Source organism: Klebsiella sp. TF21-TM (genome assembly GCF_019753495.1).
Classification (GTDB): domain Bacteria; phylum Pseudomonadota; class Gammaproteobacteria; order Enterobacterales; family Enterobacteriaceae; genus Klebsiella; species Klebsiella quasipneumoniae.
In genome coordinates this window covers 59,112-77,571 of sequence record NZ_JAIJYL010000015.1, presented here as the reverse complement: position 1 = coordinate 77,571, position 18,460 = coordinate 59,112, and the positions used below count along the sequence as shown (strand labels likewise).

Annotated in this window: 12 protein-coding genes; 1 reads left to right on the top strand and 11 read right to left on the bottom strand. The window is 61.5% G+C overall.

Annotated features, from left to right (window positions below; translation table 11 throughout):
* Positions 1–57 precede the first annotated feature (57 nt).
* The 7 genes from yegQ to K5R89_RS15660 all read right to left on the bottom strand — a co-directional run bounded on the left by yegQ (position 58) and on the right by K5R89_RS15660 (position 12,807).
* A complete protein-coding gene (gene yegQ, locus K5R89_RS15690; RefSeq protein WP_048983268.1) occupies positions 58–1,419 on the bottom strand; it encodes a tRNA 5-hydroxyuridine modification protein YegQ in 1,362 nt (453 codons plus the stop codon).
* Between the two features lie 320 nt (positions 1,420–1,739).
* Positions 1,740–2,462, bottom strand: coding sequence for a two-component system response regulator BaeR (gene baeR / locus K5R89_RS15685; protein ID WP_023290397.1), 723 nt, complete (start codon positions 2,460–2,462; stop codon positions 1,740–1,742).
* Positions 2,459–3,955: a two-component system sensor histidine kinase BaeS gene (baeS, locus tag K5R89_RS15680; RefSeq protein WP_044524172.1), complete on the bottom strand. Its 1,497-nt coding sequence runs from the start codon at positions 3,953–3,955 to the stop codon at positions 2,459–2,461. The genes baeR and baeS overlap by 4 nt, the downstream gene beginning before the upstream one ends.
* Complete coding sequence (locus K5R89_RS15675) at positions 3,952–5,367, bottom strand: MFS transporter (RefSeq protein ID WP_060589978.1); 1,416 nt, start codon at positions 5,365–5,367, stop codon at positions 3,952–3,954. Before K5R89_RS15675 ends, baeS begins: the two co-directional genes overlap by 4 nt.
* A 1-nt stretch (position 5,368) precedes the next feature.
* Positions 5,369–8,446 (bottom strand): multidrug efflux RND transporter permease subunit MdtC, encoded by a 3,078-nt coding sequence (mdtC, locus tag K5R89_RS15670; RefSeq protein WP_112201383.1) that lies wholly within the window; start codon positions 8,444–8,446, stop codon positions 5,369–5,371.
* Positions 8,447–11,569 carry an MdtB/MuxB family multidrug efflux RND transporter permease subunit gene (locus tag K5R89_RS15665; RefSeq protein ID WP_023290393.1) on the bottom strand — a complete coding sequence of 1,041 codons (3,123 nt, stop codon included), beginning with the start codon at positions 11,567–11,569 and terminating at the stop codon, positions 8,447–8,449.
* Positions 11,569–12,807, bottom strand: a complete 1,239-nt coding sequence (locus tag K5R89_RS15660; RefSeq protein WP_217259314.1) for an MdtA/MuxA family multidrug efflux RND transporter periplasmic adaptor subunit — start codon at positions 12,805–12,807, stop codon at positions 11,569–11,571. The genes K5R89_RS15665 and K5R89_RS15660 overlap by 1 nt, the downstream gene beginning before the upstream one ends.
* A gap of 300 nt (positions 12,808–13,107) precedes the next feature.
* Here K5R89_RS15660 and K5R89_RS15655 point away from each other — a divergent pair, with 300 nt between their 5' ends.
* Positions 13,108–14,382, top strand: coding sequence for a dicarboxylate/amino acid:cation symporter (locus K5R89_RS15655; RefSeq protein ID WP_032453470.1), 1,275 nt, complete (start codon positions 13,108–13,110; stop codon positions 14,380–14,382).
* A 274-nt stretch (positions 14,383–14,656) separates the two neighbouring features.
* Here K5R89_RS15655 and K5R89_RS15650 read toward each other — a convergent pair whose 3' ends face one another.
* The 4 genes from K5R89_RS15650 to K5R89_RS15635 form a co-directional block, all read right to left on the bottom strand.
* Positions 14,657–15,268, bottom strand: a complete 612-nt coding sequence (locus tag K5R89_RS15650; RefSeq protein WP_023290390.1) for a transcriptional regulator — start codon at positions 15,266–15,268, stop codon at positions 14,657–14,659.
* 116 nt (positions 15,269–15,384) lie between these two features.
* Positions 15,385–15,525 (bottom strand): small membrane protein, encoded by a 141-nt coding sequence (locus K5R89_RS15645; RefSeq protein WP_048297885.1) that lies wholly within the window; start codon positions 15,523–15,525, stop codon positions 15,385–15,387.
* A 237-nt stretch (positions 15,526–15,762) separates the two neighbouring features.
* Entirely contained in the window at positions 15,763–16,467 is a 705-nt protein-coding gene (locus tag K5R89_RS15640) for a response regulator transcription factor (protein WP_217259313.1), read from the bottom strand.
* Between the two features lie 14 nt (positions 16,468–16,481).
* On the bottom strand, positions 16,482–18,338 hold the full coding sequence (locus K5R89_RS15635) for a sensor histidine kinase (protein ID WP_217259319.1): 1,857 nt from the start codon (positions 18,336–18,338) through the stop codon (positions 16,482–16,484).
* Between the last annotated feature and the right edge of the window lie 122 nt (positions 18,339–18,460).

The window sequence follows — 18,460 nt, the reverse complement described above, 5'->3', positions numbered from 1 at the left end:
AACGGTATGTGATCCGATTCTAATATCCTTACATCGTGAAAAAATAACGCAAATTAACTAGTTACCGTGCGGATTTCTGGTTGTCTGACCAGTAAAGTTGCGCATCAGCAGCGCATACTGCAGGGGCAGGTCATCCGGCACAGGCAACCATACGGTATAGCCGTCGCCCGGGGCCACCGGCATGGCTTCGCCTTTGCCATTTTCCATCTGCTCGAGGGTGAAGTTGACGTTACCCTGCGGGGTCATCAGTTCGAGACTGTCGCCAACGCTGAACTTATTTTTGACCGCCACAGCCGCCAGCGGGCCGTTACGCTCCCCGGTAAATTCGCCGACAAACTGCTGGCGCTCGGAGAGGGAGTAGCCGTACTCGTAGTTCTGATAATCGTCATGGGTATGGCGGCGCAGGAAGCCTTCGGTGTACCCGCGATGGGCCAGTCCTTCCAGCGTTTCCAGCAGGCTGGTATCGAAAGGTTTGCCGGCGGCAGCGTCGTCGATCGCCTTGCGGTAAACCTGAGCGGTGCGCGCGCAGTAATAGAAGGATTTAGTGCGGCCTTCGATCTTCAGCGAGTGAACGCCCATCTGGGTCAGGCGCTCAACGTGGGCGATAGCCCGCAGATCTTTCGAGTTCATGATGTAGGTGCCGTGCTCGTCCTCGAAGGCGGTCATGTACTCGCCCGGGCGTTTGGCTTCCTCGATCATAAAGACTTTATCGGTCGGCGCGCCGATGCCGAGGGTTGGCTCCACGGTCTGCACCGGGATCGGCTCATATTTGTGGACGATGTTGCCGACGTCGTCCTCTTTGCCTTCCGCCACGTTATATTCCCAGCGGCAGGCGTTGGTGCAGGTGCCCTGGTTCGGGTCGCGCTTGTTGATATACCCGGAGAGCAGGCAGCGGCCGGAGTAGGCCATGCACAGCGCGCCGTGGACGAAAATCTCAATTTCCATCTCCGGCACCTGGCGGCGAATTTCTTCGATTTCATCCAGCGACAGTTCACGCGACAGGATCACGCGGGTGAGGCCCATCTGCTGCCAGAATTTGACCGTCGCCCAGTTGACGGCGTTGGCCTGCACCGAAAGATGGATCGGCATAGCCGGAAAGTTTTCCCGCACCAGCATGATTAAACCCGGATCGGACATGATCAGCGCGTCCGGACCCATCTCCACCACCGGCTTCAGATCGCGAATAAACGTTTTCAGCTTGGCGTTATGCGGGGCGATGTTGACCACCACATAGAATTTTTTACCCAGCGCGTGGGCTTCATTGATGCCGAGCTGCAGATTTTCGTGATTGAATTCGTTGTTACGCACGCGCAGCGAGTAGCGCGGCTGGCCGGCATAAACGGCATCGGCGCCATAGGCGAAAGCGTAACGCATATTCTTCAGCGTTCCCGCCGGGGAAAGGAGTTCTGGTTTAAACATGGTGTTCTCGTTCTGATGACAGGTCAGATTCGCCGCACCCGGTGCGGCGAGTTGGGGGAGTGTCCCCACATTAAGGGCGGGCATTGTAGCGCCGCGGCGAAGGGGAGTAAATATCAGTTGGGTATCTTTCAGCATGGCTAATTTGTTTGCCATTTTGAACCTGGGCAGTGCTCATACTGACAGCACTAATAACGCCTGGTGGGATAGGCTCTATGGAATTCCCCCGGGTTGCGGCGTAAACGCCTTACCCGGGCTGCGGATTGCAGACGGCGGTGAACGTGTAGCCCGGCTAAGCGCAGCGCGAGCCGGGAAAAGGCTAACTACGCCAGCCGGCAGGCGTCCGCTTCCCAGCGATAGCCAACCCCGTATACGGCGCGGATAAACGACTGTTCGGCGTCCAGCGCCTCCAGTTTGCGCCGCAGGTTCTTGATGTGGCTGTCGATGGTGCGGTCGGTCACTACCCGATAGTCGTCATACAGATGGTTGAGCAACTGTTCGCGGGAGAAGACCTTCCCCGGCTCCTGGGAGAGGGTTTTCAGCAGCCGGAACTCGGCGGGGGTGAGGTCCAGCAGCTTGTCGCGCCATGAGGCCTGAAAACGCCCCTCGTCGACAATCAGCGGACTCTGGGCGTCCAGCGCCTGCAGGTCGCGCTGCGGCTTGCAGCGGCGGAGAATGGTTTTCACCCGGGCGACCACTTCCCGCGGGCTGTAGGGCTTGCAGATATAGTCGTCGGCGCCGATCTCCAGCCCCAGCAGGCGGTCGATCTCTTCGATTTTCGCCGTCACCATCACCACCGGAACGTCGGAGAAGCGGCGGATTTCCCGGCACAGCGTCAGGCCGTCGGTGCCGGGCAGCATCAGATCCAGCAGGATCAGATCCGGCGGGGTCTGCCGAACGTAGGGCAGGACCTTATCGCCATGGTTAATCAGCGTAGGCGCATAGCCGGCGGCCTGCAGATAATCAATCAGCAGCTGGCCGAGCTTGGGTTCATCTTCCACGATCAGAATGCGCGGGGTGTTTTCATCTACAGGCAATTCAGTCATACGTCTCTCGGTAAATCATGTTCCAGAGGTAACTCAACTTTAATGCTAACCCCGCCAAAAGGCGAATGGTCGGCGCGCAGGGCGCCGCCGTGGGCCGCTACGATATTGAGGCAAATCGCCAGCCCGAGGCCGGAGCCGCCGCTGGCGCGGTTGCGCGATCCTTCCGCCCGATAAAAGCGTTCGCACAGGCGGGCCAGCTGCTCATCGCTGACCCCGGGGGCGCTGTCGGCGAAGTCGATCACCAGCATCCGTCCGCTGCGGCGGGCGGTAATGTGCAGGCTGCCGCCGCTGTCGGTATAGCGCAGGCTGTTCTCCAGCAGATTGTTGAAGAGCTGCATCAGGCGGTCGCGGTCGCCGAAGATCATCGCCTGCTCCGGGAGCGACACCTGAATGCTCAGCTGCCGGCCGGCGAAGCGCTCGCGAAACGCGCCTGCGGCCACCTCCAGCAGGGTGATGATATCCAGCGAGGTTTTCTGGTAGGCCAGCGCGCCCTCATCGGACATCGACAGCTGGTGAAGGTCGTCCACCAGCTTGGTGAGGGTGGCGACCTCGGCCTGCAGGGAGGGAATGGACTCAGGAGTGAAGCGCCGGACCCCGTCCTGAATCGCCTCCAGCTCGCCGCGCAGCACCGCCAGCGGGGTACGCAGTTCATGGGAGATGTCGGCCATCAGATCGCGACGCATCTGCTGGTTGCGCTCCAGGGTGCTGGCGAGCTGGTTAAAATCCTGCGCCAGGCGGCCGAGCTCATCGCCGCCGGTCACCGTCACGCGGGTGGAAAAGTCGCCCGCCGCCAGCTTATGGGTGCCTTCCACCAGCCGCTTCACCGGCGCCAGCAGGCCGCGGGCCAGCGGGAAGGTGGCCAGCGCGGCAAGCAGGGTGGCAAGGGCAACGATCAGCCAGCTGGTGCGCTTCTGCTGCCGGTCGAAGTTAATGTCGGTATTGCGGGTTAGCCTTTCCACCGGCGAGGCGATCACTCTGCCTACCTCCACGCCGTTGACCATAATGCTGCGCTGGCTGCCGTCCTCCGGCACGCGCTCGCGGGGGCCCACCAGCACGCGGCCAGACTGATCGACCACCCAGAACATGGTGCGCCAGCCGTGGGGCGGCATTTCCGGCCTCGGGCGCGGGCCGTCAGGGGGGCCATCCGGCGGCGGCCCGTCCGGAGCGGCGTCCGGCGCGTCCATCGCCCCCGGCTTCATGGCGTGCCCCGGCGGCGAGCGGTCGTCATTATCCCGTTCGAAGGTGCGCAGCAGCTGGAAGATAAAGCGGTCGTTGTTGCGCAGAAACGCCCAGCTGCCGTGCTGGGCATACTGCTCGCTCAGCGCGTCGCTGAGCATGGTTAACCGCTGCTCATTGCCGCGCTTGATGTAATCGATAAACCCGCGTTCGAAACTGATGCGCACCGCCCAGTGCATGCTGATCAGCAGCACGATGCAGGTGGCGAAAATAGCGAGGAACAGCTTGCCGGTAATGCCCGGGCGCCAAAATTTCACGATCCACTCCTGTTGCGTCGACGAATGACGGTATTACTGCCGACGTCATCCGGTACCCGGGAAAAGATGAGCGCTGGCAGGGCGATGATCGCCGCCATGCTCAGATAGGTATAGAGAAAGACCTGATGGGTGCCGGCGGCGTCGAGGCTCAGATGCTGCTGGCCGTACAGCCCCAGCAGCAGCCCGGCGATGGTCACGCCAATACTCATCGACAACTGCATCACCATCGACAGCAGACTGTTGCCGCTGCTGGCCAGATCGTCGGGGAGATCTTTCAGGGTCAGGGTATTCATCGAGGAGAAGCGGCTGGCGTTGATCATCCCCTGCAGAAACAGGATCAGCGGCAGCACATAATACCAGCCCGCCAGGGCGCTAAACATAAACAGCAGGCTGACCGCCGCCAGGCCCAGAGTGCTGGCGACCAGCACCCGACGATAGCCGAAGCGGTTGACCACCTGGACCACGATCCGCTTCATCCCCATGCTGCCGAGCACCATCGGGATCATCATCAGCCCGGCGTGGAAGGGGCTAAAGCCGAGGCCGATCTGCAGAAACACCGGGGTCATAAACGGCAGCATGCCGCTGCCGATGCGCCCGGCGAAGCTGCCGCCGAGGCCAAGGGAGAAGGTGCGGTTGCGAAACAGGTTGAGGCTGAACAGCGCCCGGGCGTTACCGCGGGCATGCCACAGGTACAGCAGCAGGGCGGCGAGGCCGATGGCCACCAGTCCCGCCAGCCAGCGTGTCGATATGCCGAGCCCTTTCTGGCCGTCCAGGGCCAGGGTCAGGGTCGCCATCCCGGCCGCCAGCAGCGCAAAGCCGGCGAGATCGAAGCGCCGGGTCTGCATGGTGTAGTTGGGCATCAGGCAGAGGGTGGCGATGGCCCCGACGATCCCCACCGGAATGTTAATAAGGAAGATCCAGTGCCAGGAGGCGTACTCCACCAGCACCCCGCCCAGCGCCGGGCCGAGCAGGGGGCCGACCTGCCCCGGCAGAGTAACGAAGGTCATCGCCGCCATGTACTGATCGCGCGGGACGATCTTCATCACCGTCAGGCGGCCGACCGGCACCATCATTGCGCCGCCGACCCCCTGCAGCACCCGGGCCATTACCAGCTGGTCGAGGGTGCTGGCCTGGGCGCAAAACAGTGATCCGGCGGTAAACAGCACGATGGCGGTAAAGAAAATATTGCGCACCCCGACCCGGTCGGCCAGCCAGCCGCTGGCCGGGAGCATCACCGCCACCGTCAGGACATAGGAGACGATGATCATATGCATATGCAGCGGACTCTCCCCGAGGCTTTTGGCCATCGAGGGGAGGGCGGTGTTGACGATGGTGGTGTCCAGCGACTGCATAAAGAAGCCGAACGCCACTATCCATAGCTGCCAGCGCACGCTGGCCGGGAGGTCTGTCATCTTATTCGCTTACCGGTTGAGTGGAATGACGCGAAAAACGCAGCCGCAAACGGTCAAAGAAAAGATAGACCACCGGCGTGGTGTAGAGCGTTAACAGCTGGCTCATCACCAGACCGCCGACGATGGTGATCCCCAGCGGCTGGCGCAGCTCGGAGCCGTCGCCGCCGGAGAGCACCAGCGGCAGGGCGCCGAACAGCGCGGCGAGGGTGGTCATCATAATCGGTCGGAAACGCAGCAGGCAGGCCTGGAAAATCGCCTCTTCCGGCGTCAGGTTGCCGGTGCGCTGCGCCTCAAGGGCAAAATCAACCATCATGATGGCGTTTTTCTTCACGATGCCAATTAATAACATGATCCCGATAAGGGCGATGAGGCTGAACGGGGCATCGAATATCTCCAGCGCCAGCAGCGCGCCCACCCCGGCGGAGGGCAGCGTCGAAAGGATGGTCAACGGATGCACATAGCTCTCGTAGAGCATCCCCAGCACGATATAGACCGTGGCGATGGCCGCGAGGATCAGGATCACCTGCGCGTTCATGGTCTGCTGGAACACCTGAGCGGTACCGGCAAAGGAGCCGCGTACGGTGGACGGCACCCCGAGCTGGGTCATCGCGCGGTTAATCGCCTCGCTGGCTTCCGACAGCGAGCGGCCGGTGGGCAGGTTAAAGGAGATAGTGGACGCCGCCGACAGCCCCTGGTGGTTCACCGACAGCGGGGCGTTGGCCGGCTGCCATTTGGCGAAGTAGGCCAGCGGGATCGGCTTGCCCTCGCTGTTGATGACAAACATCTTATCCAGGGCGCTGACGTCCTGGGTATAGGCCGGGTCGACCTGCATCACCACTTTATACTGGTTCAGCGGCTGGTAGATGGTGGAGATCTGCCGCTGGCCGAAGGCGTTGTTCAGCAGGTTGTTGGCGTCCTGAACGCTGATGCCAAGGCGCGACATGGTATCCCGGTCATAGACCAGGTCCATTTCGGCGCCATTATCCTGCTGATCCGAGTTGACGTCCGCCAGCTCAGGCAGCGCCGCCAGCGCTTTGCGGATCTTCGGCTCCCATTCGCGCAGCGCCGACAGGTCATCGGACAGCAGGGTGTACTGATAGCTGGCGTTCGACTGCCGGCCGCCGACGCGGATATCCTGCACCGCCATCAGGAACAGATTGGCCCCGGGCTCGTTGGCCAGCTTTTTGCGCAGCCGGTCGATCACCTGCTGCGCCGTCTCGTGGCGCTGGTCGCGCGGTTTGAGGGTGATAAACATCATCCCGCTGTTGACCCGCGAGCCGCCGGTAAACCCGGTGACGTTATCCACCGCCGGATCTTCGCGAATGATCTGCATAAAGTCCTGCAGCTTGCCGCGCATCGCCTGAAAGGAGATGCTCTGGTCGGCCTGAATGCCGCCCATCAGCACCCCGGTGTCCTGCTCCGGGAAGAAGGTTTTCGGGATCGAGATATAGAGCCAGACGCTGAGGGCGATGGTGCCCAGCAGCACCAGGCCGGTCAGGCGGCTGTGCTTCAGCACCCATTTTAACGACTTACCATAGCCGCCCTGCATGGCCACCAGCAGGCGGCCAAAGCCGCGGTTGCGCGTCGGCTGGTGGGGTTTGCCGCTTTTCAGCAGCCAGCCGCACATCATCGGCGTCAGGGTAAGGGAGACCGCCAGCGAGATGCCGATCGCCACCGACAGGGTGACGGCGAACTCGCGCAGCAGGCGGCCGGGCAGGCCGCCCATCAGCAGCAGCGGCAAAAACACCGCCACCAGCGACAGGCTCATCGACAGGACAGTAAAGCCGACCTCGCGGCTCCCCTGCAGCGCCGCCTGCAGCGGTTTCATCCCCGCCTCCAGATGGCGGGAGATATTCTCCAGCACCACGATGGCGTCATCCACCACGAAGCCGGTGGCGATGGTCAGCGCCATCAGCGACAGGTTGTTAAGGCTGAAGCCGCACAGGTACATGGCGGCGAAGGTACCGATCAGCGAAACCGGAACCGCCACCGCCGGGATCAGCGTCGCGCGCCCGGATCGCAGGAAGAGGAAGACCACCAGGATCACCAGCGCCACCGAAATCACCAGCGTCTGCTCCACCTCCTCCAGCGAGGCGCGAATAGTCGGCGAGCGGTCCTGGGCGATCTGCAGATCGATGGCCGCCGGAATGGTCTGCTGCAGCTCCGGCAGGCGGGCGCGGATGCTGTCCACCGTCTGGATGATATTGGCTTCCGGCAGTTTGCGAATCATCAGCAGGATCGCCGGTTTGGCGTTGGTCATCCCGGCGTTGCGCACATCCTGCACCGAATCCGAGACGGTGGCGACATCCCCCAGCCGCACCGCGGCGCCGTTCTGGTAGTGGACGATCAGCGGCTGATAGTCGGCGGCGGTCTTCAGCTCATCGTTGGTCTGCACCTGCCAGCGGTGGGCGCTGTCCTCCAGCGCCCCCTGCGGTTTGCGCACGTTAGCGTCGCTGATGGCGGTGCGCACCGCGTCCAGCGACACGCCCTGGTTAAACAGCGCCTGCGGGTTGAGATCGACGCGCACCGCCGGCAGAGAGCTGCCGCCGACGTCGACATCGCCGACGCCGTCGATCTGCGCGATGGTCTGCGCCAGCTGGGTGGAGGCGAAATCATACAGCTCACCCTGGGAGTAGGTGTCCGAGGTCAGCGTCAGGATCATGATCGGCGCATCCGACGGGTTGGCTTTGCGGTAGGTCGGCCGGCTGGGCATCCCGCTCGGCAGCAGGCTTTGCGCGGCGTTGATCGCCGCCTGGACGTCGCGCGCCGCGCCGTTGATATCGCGGTCGAAGTTAAACTCGAGAATGATGCGGGTGCTGCCCAGCGAGCTGGAGGAGGTCATCTCATTGACCCCGGCAATCCGCCCCAGGGAGCGCTCCAGCGGGGTGGCCACCGACGAAGCCATGGTCTCCGGCGAGGCCCCCGGCAGCGAGGCGCTGACCATGATCACCGGGAAATCCACCTGCGGCAACGGGGCTACCGGCAGCAGCCGGAAGCCGAGAATGCCGCACAGGGTGATGGCCAGCGAGATAAGGATCGTCGCCACCGGGCGGTAAATGAAGAGGGCGAAAAACTTCACTTACGCCTCCTCTTCCTGACGCGGGAAGCGGCGCTTCAGATGCAGCGACAGGCGGTCGAACAGCAGGTAGATCACCGGGGTGGTGAACAGGGTCAGCACCTGGCTGAGCATCAGACCGCCGACCATGCCGATCCCCAGCGGACGCCGCAGCTCGGCGCCGACGCCGGTGCTCAACATCAGCGGCAGGGCGCCGAGCAGGGCGGCCAGGGTGGTCATCAGGATCGGGCGAAAACGCAGCAGACAGGCCTGATAGATCGCCTCCCGCGGCGGCATACCCTGCTCGCGCTCGGCGGCCAGCGCGAAGTCGATCATCATGATGGCGTTCTTCTTCACGATGCCGATCAGCAGAATAATGCCGATGATGGCGATCACGTCCAGCTCGCTGCCCGCCAGCCACAGCGCCAGCAGCGCCCCGACCCCGGCGGTGGGCAGGGTGGAGAGAATGGTGATCGGATGGATAAAGCTCTCATACAGCACCCCCAGCACGATATACATCGCCACCACCGCGGCCACGACCAGCCAGACGGTGCTGCCCAGCGCCGACTGGAAGGCCAGCGAGCTGCCCTGGAACTGGGTGCGGATATCGGTCGGGAAATCCAGCGACTGTTCGGCGGCGAGGATCGCCTCCACCGCTTCGCCGAGCGAATAGTTGTCCGGCACGTTAAACGAGATGGTGGTCACCGGGAACTGATCGAGGTGGTTCACCGACAGCGGGGTAAAGCGCTGCTCCACCGTGGCGATGGCGGTCAGCGGCACAATGCCGCCGTCGCTGCTGGTCAGGCGGATATTATCCAGCGCCGCCAGGCCCGGCGTCGCTTCGGTATCCTGCTCAAGCACCACGCGATACTGATTCGCCTGGGTGTAAATGGTGGAGATCAGCCGCTGGCCGAAGGCGTTGTACAGCGCGTTATCGACGTCCGCCATCGAGATGCCGAGGCGGCTGGCGCTGTCCCGGTCCACCTTGATGTAGGCGGCCAGGCCTTTGTCCTGCCAGTCGCTACTGACGTCGGCCAGCTGCGGCTGAGCCTGCAGGCGGCTGAGCAGCGGCGGCACCCAGGTGCTCAGCGCCTCGAGGGAGTTCGCCTGCAGTGTGAACTGGTACTGGGTGCGGCTCACCGTGGTGTCGATGGTCAGATCCTGGGTCGGCTGCAGATAGAGCGCCACGCCGGGGACGCCGGCCACCGCCTGCTGCAGACGGCTAATCACCGTCTGAACGCGGTCGTCGCGTTCATCCAGCGGCTTGAGGTTGATCTGCAGGCGGGCGCTGTTCAGCGCCGGGTTGGTGCCGTCGACGCCGACAAACGAGGTCAGGCTCTCCACCGCCGGATCCTTGAGGATAATGTCGGAAACCTGCTGCTGGCGCTGGGCCATGCTGGCGAAGGAGACCGACTGCGGCGCCTGGAGGGTGCCCTGGATAATGCCGTTATCCTGGATCGGGAAGAAGCCTTTGGGAATAAAGATCCACAGCAGGATCGACAGCGCCAGGGTGCTCAGGGCGACGCCGAGCGTCAGCCACGGATGGTTCAGCACCCGGCTCAGCCAGCGGCCATAGACGGCGATCACCCGGTCAAAGAAGCGCTCGCTGGCCCGCGAGAAGCGGTTCTGCTTTCGCAGCGATTCGTGGCTTAACATGCGGGCGCACATCATCGGCGTCAGGGTCAGGGAGACCACCGCCGAGATAAGAATAGCGACGGCAAGGGTGACAGCGAATTCGCGGAACAGGCGGCCGACGATATCGCCCATAAACAGCAGCGGGATCAGCACCGCGATCAGCGAGAAGGTGAGGGAGATAATGGTGAAGCCAATTTCCCCTGCGCCTTTCAGCGCGGCGGCCAGCGGTTTCTCGCCTTTTTCGATATAGCGCGAGATGTTCTCGATCACCACGATGGCGTCATCCACCACAAAGCCGGTGGCGATGGTCAGGGCCATCAGCGTCAGGTTGTTGATGGAGAAATCAAGGAACACCATCACCGCGAAGGTGCCCACCAGCGACAGCGGCACCGCGACGCCGGGAATAATGGTCGCCGGGACGTTGCGCAGGAACAGATAGATGATCATCACCACCAGGGCGATGGCCAGCATCAGCTCAAACTGCGTGTCGCGCACCGAGGCGCGAATGTTGGTGGTCCGGTCGGAAAGAACCTGCACCTTCACCGATTTTGGCAGGCTCTCGGTGAGCTGCGGCAGCATCTGGCGAATGCTGTCGGCGGTGTCGATAATGTTGGCCCCCGGCTGACGCTGGACGTTCATCACGATGGCCCGCTGCTGGTTGGCCCACGCCCCCAGCCAGCTGTTCTCAGCGCCTTGTTCGACGCTGGCGACATCGCCAAGGCGGATCGGCGCCCCGTTCTGATAAGCGATAATCAGCCGACGGTAATCCTCAGCGGACTGCATCTGATCGTTAGCGGAAAGCGTCACCGCGCGGGCCGGGCCGTCGAGGCTGCCTTTCGCGGAGTTAACGTTGGCGCTGGTGATGGCGGTGCGCACGGTTTCGCTGGTCAGGCCGAGGGCGGCGATGGCCTGGGCGTTCAGCTTGACCCGCACCGCCGGGCGTTGGCCGCCGGCGAGGGTCACCAGACCGACGCCGGAAACCTGGGAGATCTTCTGCGCCACCCGGGTCTCCACCATATCCTCCACCTGGGTCATCGGAATGGCCGAGGAGGTGACGGCGAGGGTCATGATCGGCGGATCCGCCGGGTTGACCTTGCTGTAGACCGGCGGGTTGGGCAGATCGCTCGGCAGCAGGTTGGTGGCGGCGTTAATGGCCGCCTGCACTTCCTGCTCGGCGACGTCCAGCGGCAGGGTCAGCTGGAACTGGAGCGTGACGACCGAGGCGCCGCCGGAGCTTTGGGAGGACATCTGCTTAAGGCCGGACATCTGGCCGAACTGGCGCTCCAGCGGGGCGGTGATGGCGGAGGTCACCACGTCCGGGCTGGCGCCCGGATAGAGGGTGACCACCTGGATGGTCGGGTAATCGACCTCCGGCAGGGCGGAGACCGGCAGAAAACGGTAGCCGATGATCCCGGCCAGCAGGATCGCCACCATCAGCAGCGTGGTGGCCACCGGACGCATAATAAATAGCCGGGACGGGCCGCCGGTGCGGCCTGGGGGTAACACCTGCATCAGGAACGCGCTCCGTGTTTACCGCTCTGGCGCGGGGCGGGCTGCGCCTGCTCGCCGCTGCTGGCGGTGACAACTTCCACTTTCGCCCCTTCGGTCAGGCGGTCAATCCCGTCGGTGACCACGCGATCCCCGGCGGAAAGCCCGGCGCTGATCACCACTTTCTGGCTGTCCTGAATCCCCGGAGTGACGCTGTGTTTGCTGACCTTATTCTCATCGTTCAGCACCCATACAAAATGCCCTTCGTTGCCCATCTGCAGGGCGGCGGCAGGGATCACCACCGCGTTCTGCTGGGTATCCACCAGCAGGCGGGCGTTAACGAACTGGTTGGGGAACAGGGCGTCGTCCAGATTGCTAAAGCGCGCCTTCAGCTTGATGGTCCCGGTGGTTGCATCGATCTGGTTGTCGAGGCTCAGCAGCTCCCCGACGCTGATTTTCTGCTTATTGGTGCGGTCCCAGGCTTCGACGCTGAGCGCTTTGCCCGCTTTCTGCGCCTGCACCACCGTGGCGATGGTGCTTTCCGGCAGGGTAAAGACCACGTCGATCGGGTGCGTCTGGGTGAGAACCACAATCCCGGTGGTATCCCCGCTGGAAATCTGGTTGCCGATATCCACCTGCTTTAAGCCGACGCGGCCGTCAATCGGCGCGGTGATGCGCGTCCAGTCGAGCTGCAGCTGGGCGCTGGCGACGGCCGCTTCATCGGCCTTCACGGTGCCGGCGGATTCCACCACCAGCGACTGCTGGGTGTCGAGCTCCTGGCGGGAGACGAGGTTGGTTTTCACCAGCTGCTGGTAACGGGCCAGATCGCGGCGGGCGTTGGCCAGGGTGGCGTTATCTTTCGCCAGCTGACCCTGCGCCTGGGCGAGGGCCACCTTAAACTGGCTGGGGTCGATCTGCGCCAGCAGATCGCCGGCTTTGACCTGCTGCCCCTCCTGGAAGTGAAGGCTCAGCAGCTGGCCGTCGACCCGGCTGCGGACGGTGACGGTATTGGCCGCCGTCACGGTACCCAGCCCGGTAAGATAGCGCGGCACCGTTTGTTCGGTCGCGGTGGCGGCCTGCACCGGCGCCAGCGCGCCGCCAAAGCGACCATGGCGCGCGCCGCCCGGCCCCTGCGGACCCTGCCCGGCGGCGGGCGTCCCGCTGCCGCTCGTTCCACGATCGTGCCAGAACCAGTAGGCGGCCCCGGCGATAATCACTACCGCCAGCGCGGCGCCCCAACGACGTATGTTACTGCCTTTCATTAGTTTACGGTCTCATCCTGAAGCGTTTCGCTGAATGATACTAGTTTAGTGAGGGAAGGGGCCGTAAAAATGGAGGAATTATGAAAAGAAGGTTGAGAAATGTCTGGATAACGGCGGCGATGGCGGGCGGTCTCGCCGCCGATTTCCGGGGTGATATCAACTTTTAGTTTAAAAAAGTAAAAAATAGTTGTATCCGCAAGGGCTTTAATTAGATTTATGCGGTGAATAAATCAGTGCATTTCCATAATAATAAAATATGTACTTAAAAATCAACATGTTGAATAATCAGGGGGCATTGCTGTGGCAAACGCAAACAAACTCACGCTCTTCATCGTCATTTTTATGCTGATGGGGATCCTCTCCGGCGCGGCTATCCATGCCTACGCGACGCCGACCACCATCTCCGCATGGGCAGACAACATCACGCTGCTGACCGATCTGTTTCTGCGCTTAATCAAAATGGTCATCGCGCCGTTGGTGTTCAGCACCCTGACGGTCGGTATTATGCGCCTCGGCGAGACGGCGACCATTGGTCGGGTGGGCGGTAAGGCGATGGTGTGGTTTATCACCTCGTCGGTATTGTCCATTCTCGTCGGGCTGGTGATCGTCACCTTCCAGCACCCGGGCGCCGGGCTAAACCTGACGGTACCGAAAGAGGCGGTGGATACCGGCCTGGCGGTCAGCGGCATGACCCTGAAAGGGTTCCTGTCGCATACCATTCCCACCAGCATCACCGAGGCGATGGCCAACAACGAGATCCTGCAGATTGTGGTGTTCTCGATGTTCTTTGGCATCGCCGGCGCGTCGCTGGGGGAGAAGTTTAATGCGCCGCTGGTGGCGGCCCTTAACGTGGTGTCGCACATTATGCTGAAGGTGACGGGCTATGTGATGTACGTTGCGCCGCTGGCCATCTTCGCCGCCATCTCGTCGGTGATTGCCTCGCAGGGGCTGGGAATTTTGCTCAACTACGCTTCGTTCATTGGCGGTTATTACCTGGCGGTGCTGCTGACCAGCGCGGTGCTGATTGCCGTCGGCTATATGGTGCTCAAGAAAGAGGTCTTCCGCCTGCTGAACATGCTGAAAGATCCGGTGCTGGTGGCTTTTACCACCAGCAGCTCGGAAGCGGCCTATCCGAAGACCCTCGAGCGGCTGGTGAAGTTTGGCTGTTCGCGAAATATCGTCTCGTTCGTCCTGCCGATTGGTTACTCATTTAACCTCGTCGGCTCGATGGTTTACTGCTCCTTCGCCGCGATGTTTATCGCTCAGGCCTATAACGTGTCGCTGAGCTTCAGCGAGATGACGGTCATGATGCTGACCCTGATGCTGGCCTCAAAAGGCATCGCCGGGGTGCCGCGCTCGGCGCTGGTGGTGCTGGCGGCCACCATTCCCAGCTTCCATATTCCGGTTGCCGGGATCCTGCTGCTGATGGGCATCGACCACTTCCTCGATATGGGTCGCTCCGCCATCAACGTGCTGGGCAACGGCATCGCCACCGCCATGCTGTCGAAAAACGAAGGTCTGCTCACCGACGAGGAAGCGCAGCCGGACTGGGAAGCGGAGAAAGTGGAAGCCTGATCCTGCCGCGCCCTCGCGCAGAGGGCGCCATTCCACATGGAAAAAAAGACCCCTGACAGGCACGTCAGGGGCAATGTGACGAAGTATCAGTTTTCCTCGTAAATAGTCTTTTTTCTTATATAAAGGCGCGCGGTAACGTCTTTATACCGAGGAAGCGTCAGAGTTTAACGTTATGTCTGGCAGCGCTGGCGCTTTTTTAGCATTCAGCGGCTATTTTCAGATTTCCGACAATATAGCCAGGTGAAAATCTTATTTTCTTCTGCACGCTATTTGCCTACCAGCGCTCACGTAACAGATTCATAAACTGGAAAAAGTCGTGGTTATTATTCAGGCTGTATTTTTCCATTATCTTATTCTTATGATAAGCGGCGGTGCGGGGGCTGACGCGCTGCAGGGCGGCGATTTTACTCATATCGAGACCTTCGAGAATACCGTGCACCACGGCGGTCTGGGATCGCGACAGCACGCGATGGGGGCAGCTGGCGCAGCTGAGCTCCCGGCCCGCGTCGTCGGTGGCCGAAGGCGCCATACAATGCTGGAGCTCGCTTTTAATAATCGTCAGCAGTTGCGGAATACTGGCCGTCTTGAGCGAGACAAAAATGACCCCTTTCAGGCAGTTAATCATGAAATCCTCTTCCGGAAGCTGGTCGTAGCTGTGGAGGATAATCAGCGAACTGCCTTTTTTCCTGTTTTTAATCAGCGTATTGCACAGGTAGATTTCGCCGGGGATCACTTCGCAAATGATGATGTCTTCCCCTGACAGGTCATTATTCCGCCAGGAAAAGCGTGCCCGCTGATCGCCCCGGGTGAGGTCATTGACCATGGCGACCAGCGATTCACGGACAAAGGTGTTACGGGTATTGATGGTGACATTAATGTTTCTCATGGCGTTATTTCCTTACGCAAAAACATAACGCCATGCTGTGATACATCCTCCGGGCGTATGCGGTGTGTTGACTGTATTAAAGTACCTGCAATATGTTTTTATTATTCTAAAGTGAATTATTTACGACGCGTCGAACGCTTATCGTTAAAGGTAAATTTCTGCCGTCTCCTGTCTTTCAGATAGGAAATAAAACTGTATACAGAGATGCTGAAGAAAAAAATGCATAGCAATAAAACTAACCACGTTTGCATGGCCATTGTTTATACCTTGTTTGTGTTGCATGGTGTCAGAATTTGCCGCGAACGGCTAATACGTTTTGTTATATGTTTTTCTGTCCGCTGAAAATCATACGTCATCATCCTTATGTGGTAGCACTATAAGAAAGTTCTTAAGGTCATCGTCAGTCTCATTCCTCTCATTTCTCTCAGAAAATGAGAAAAATTAACACTTGCGAGTCATTCATATCCAGCATGGCCGCCGACATACCCCGTCCATCAGGAGATAAAGGCCAGCCCCTTACCAAAGATGGCGCGTACGGGCAGGTGGATCCCCTGCTGGCGAGCCTTGTGGCGCAGGCGGCTAACCACCACGTCGATGCGGTGCAGGTCAGGCTCGCTTTCATGGGCGAACAGGCAGTCATGGAGATCCAGCTTGCTGCACACTTCGTTGCGATTGCGCATTAAGAGCTCCACCAGGCGATATTCCTGCTGGGTTAACTCCAGCGTCCGGGCGTCGGGTGAGATCAGTTTATCTTCGTGCAGACGCCACAGCCCGGTGGCGGGGGGAGAGACGGCGCTGGCCGTCTCCGGCGACGGGGAGGCCGCCGGGCGATCCTGTTGCAGGCGGGCGCCGAGGGCGGTCAGGGTCTCCGCGAGATGGGCGAAGTTAACCGGCTTGATCAGATAGGCATCGGCCCCGAGGCTCAGCGCCTGCAGTTTATCCTGCTGCTGGCCGCGGGCGCTGACCACCACCAGACCGTAGTGCCCCAGCTCGTGCAGGTAGCTCAGCACGCTGAAGCCATCCTCGCCGGGCAGACCGATATCAATCAGCACGATGTCCACCGGATGGCTGTGCAGCTGCCGCCAGAAGGCCTCAGCGCTCCGCGTCCCCCATACCTCGAAGCCGCGATAGCCCAACCAGGCCAGCAGTTCATCCAGCAGATCGGGGTTATCTTCAATTATCGCCAGCCGTAAAGCCATGCGTCGTTCTCCTCTTAAGCAACTGTGGGGAGGGTGAGAATAAAGGTGCAGCCGTCCGGGCCATGCTCGGCCAGCCACAGTTTGCCATCATGAGCCTGCACGATCTGACGCGCAACATACAGTCCGAGACCGGTGCCGCCCGGCACCGGCGACGTATGTTCCCCGCGGCGATAGCGCTCAAAGATCAGTTCCGCCTGTCCGGTGGGGAGGCCAGGACCGTAGTCGCGAATGCGCAGCTCTGTTTGCCCGGCATCGGCGTGAATATCGATGGTGATTTCGCCCGGCGGCGAATACTTGACCGCGTTATCCAGCAGGTTGGCGATGGCGATGCACAGCAGGCCGGCGTCGGCTTGTAGCTGCGGGCTTTCCACCGCGCCGTGATGGCGAATGTTCAGGTAATGGTCGTGAGAGATAGCCACTACCGAGGCCGCCATAGTGATCACCGTCAGCAGGGCGGTCTGCTGGCGGTCGACGTGCAGATCGTGGGAAGCGAGGCGGGCGTCGGCGAGGCAGTTATCGGTGAGCTGCACCAGACGGGTGGCGGCGCGGCCGATGCGATCGAAGCGCGCCTCCTGGCTGGCCGACGCCGCCGAGAGGCGGAGATTCTCCAGCGCGGCCTGGATCACCGCCAGCGGGGTGCGGAATTCATGCGCCACCATGCCCATAAACTGCCGCTGGTGGAAGCTGGCCTCGCGCTCGATCTGCAGCTCGCGCGCCAGGCGCTGCTTCTGCTCCAGCTGGCGGTTTTCAGCGCGCACCCGCAGGATGGCAATGATCAGCACCGTAATGATGTGGACGATCAGCGCATACTGCCAGAGGGAATAGATCGCCATATGAAACGGGATAATACCGTGGATCGACAGCTGCACCAGCACCGCGGCGGCGACATAGAACGGCGGCAGGAGCCCCAGCAGGAGGGTGTTGCGGTCGATAGCTTTTTTGCGCCACAGCCACCAGGAGGTGAACAGCAGCACCGGAGTGATAATGATAAAGATCACCCCTTCAATCTGCATGGCGAGGCCGTAAAACCCCAGCGGAATGCTGACCTGCAGCAGCAGGTTGAGCGCCACGGCGGCGATCAGCAGCCGGTAAAGCCGCGGCATATTTTTCTTCAAATCAAATATCTCGCTGTGCAGCCACAGGGCGGTGGCATAGCTGAACAGGGAGAGGCTGCTGATCATAAAGTCCTGGAAGGGCAGCGCGGCGCGGCCGAAGAACCACTCCGGGAAGCCGTGCAGGGCGGCCACCAGCGGATAATTGAGCGAGAAGAAGCAGATGCCCCACAGCAGACGCCGGCGCAGGGCCATGGCCAGCCACAGCGCCACGCCGCTGGCGACCGCCGCCAGGCCAAAATAGAAGCTCCAGAAGGCGGTGTCGGCGGTGGCCCGCTGCAGATAGGCCTGCGGAGAAGAGAGGGAGGCCAGCAGGATCAGGGTGCTGGTGCTTTGCAGGCGAAAGACCATCTCATAGCCGGCGGCGGTGGGCGGCGGAGGGAGGATCAGCACGCTTTCCCGATAGTGGAGATCGCTCTCCCGGGCGATGTCACGGTCGCCAAAGGTCCGCGCGGTCCACGGCGCGTCGCTGCCCAGTGGCCGGTAATAGAGAGTCAGGTGGTCGACGAAAGAGGGACCAATCTGCAGCCAGCGCGACTCGCCGGCAAACCAATCACCCGGCAGCTCGCTGCGCAGCCACAGGGTTTTGCGTGAATAGCCGAAGGAGGGGATTTGCCGGGTGGTGGCGAGCTGGTCCACGGGCAGGTCGGCAAAGCGATCGATGGTCATCTGGCCGCTGTCGTCCGCGTACCACTCGACGGGGATATCTGTTCCCAGTTGTCGGGGCGCCGACTGCGCCTGCGGGGCGATCAGCAGCAAGAGCAATCCGCAGCTGACCAGCCAGCCTGCCAGGAACCGCGGCCGGCAACGCCGGACCGCTGCGAAGATCGCAGACACCCTTTTCAATCACGCCCCCTTGCGGCATGCAAAGATTACTGACC

Bases quoted from the DNA above. Each gene is read 5' to 3' on its own strand.
- yegQ (WP_048983268.1), bottom strand. From the start codon at position 1,419: ATGTTTAAACCAGAACTCCTTTCCCCGGCGGGAACGCTGAAGAATATG.
- baeR (WP_023290397.1), bottom strand. From the start codon at position 2,462: ATGACTGAATTGCCTGTAGATGAAAACACCCCGCGCATTCTGATCGTG.
- K5R89_RS15675 (WP_060589978.1), bottom strand. From the start codon at position 5,367: ATGACAGACCTCCCGGCCAGCGTGCGCTGGCAGCTATGGATAGTGGCG.
- K5R89_RS15665 (WP_023290393.1), bottom strand. From the start codon at position 11,569: ATGCAGGTGTTACCCCCAGGCCGCACCGGCGGCCCGTCCCGGCTATTT.
- K5R89_RS15660 (WP_217259314.1), bottom strand. From the start codon at position 12,807: ATGAAAGGCAGTAACATACGTCGTTGGGGCGCCGCGCTGGCGGTAGTG.
- K5R89_RS15650 (WP_023290390.1), bottom strand. From the start codon at position 15,268: ATGAGAAACATTAATGTCACCATCAATACCCGTAACACCTTTGTCCGT.
- K5R89_RS15645 (WP_048297885.1), bottom strand. From the start codon at position 15,525: ATGGCCATGCAAACGTGGTTAGTTTTATTGCTATGCATTTTTTTCTTC.
- K5R89_RS15640 (WP_217259313.1), bottom strand. From the start codon at position 16,467: ATGGCTTTACGGCTGGCGATAATTGAAGATAACCCCGATCTGCTGGAT.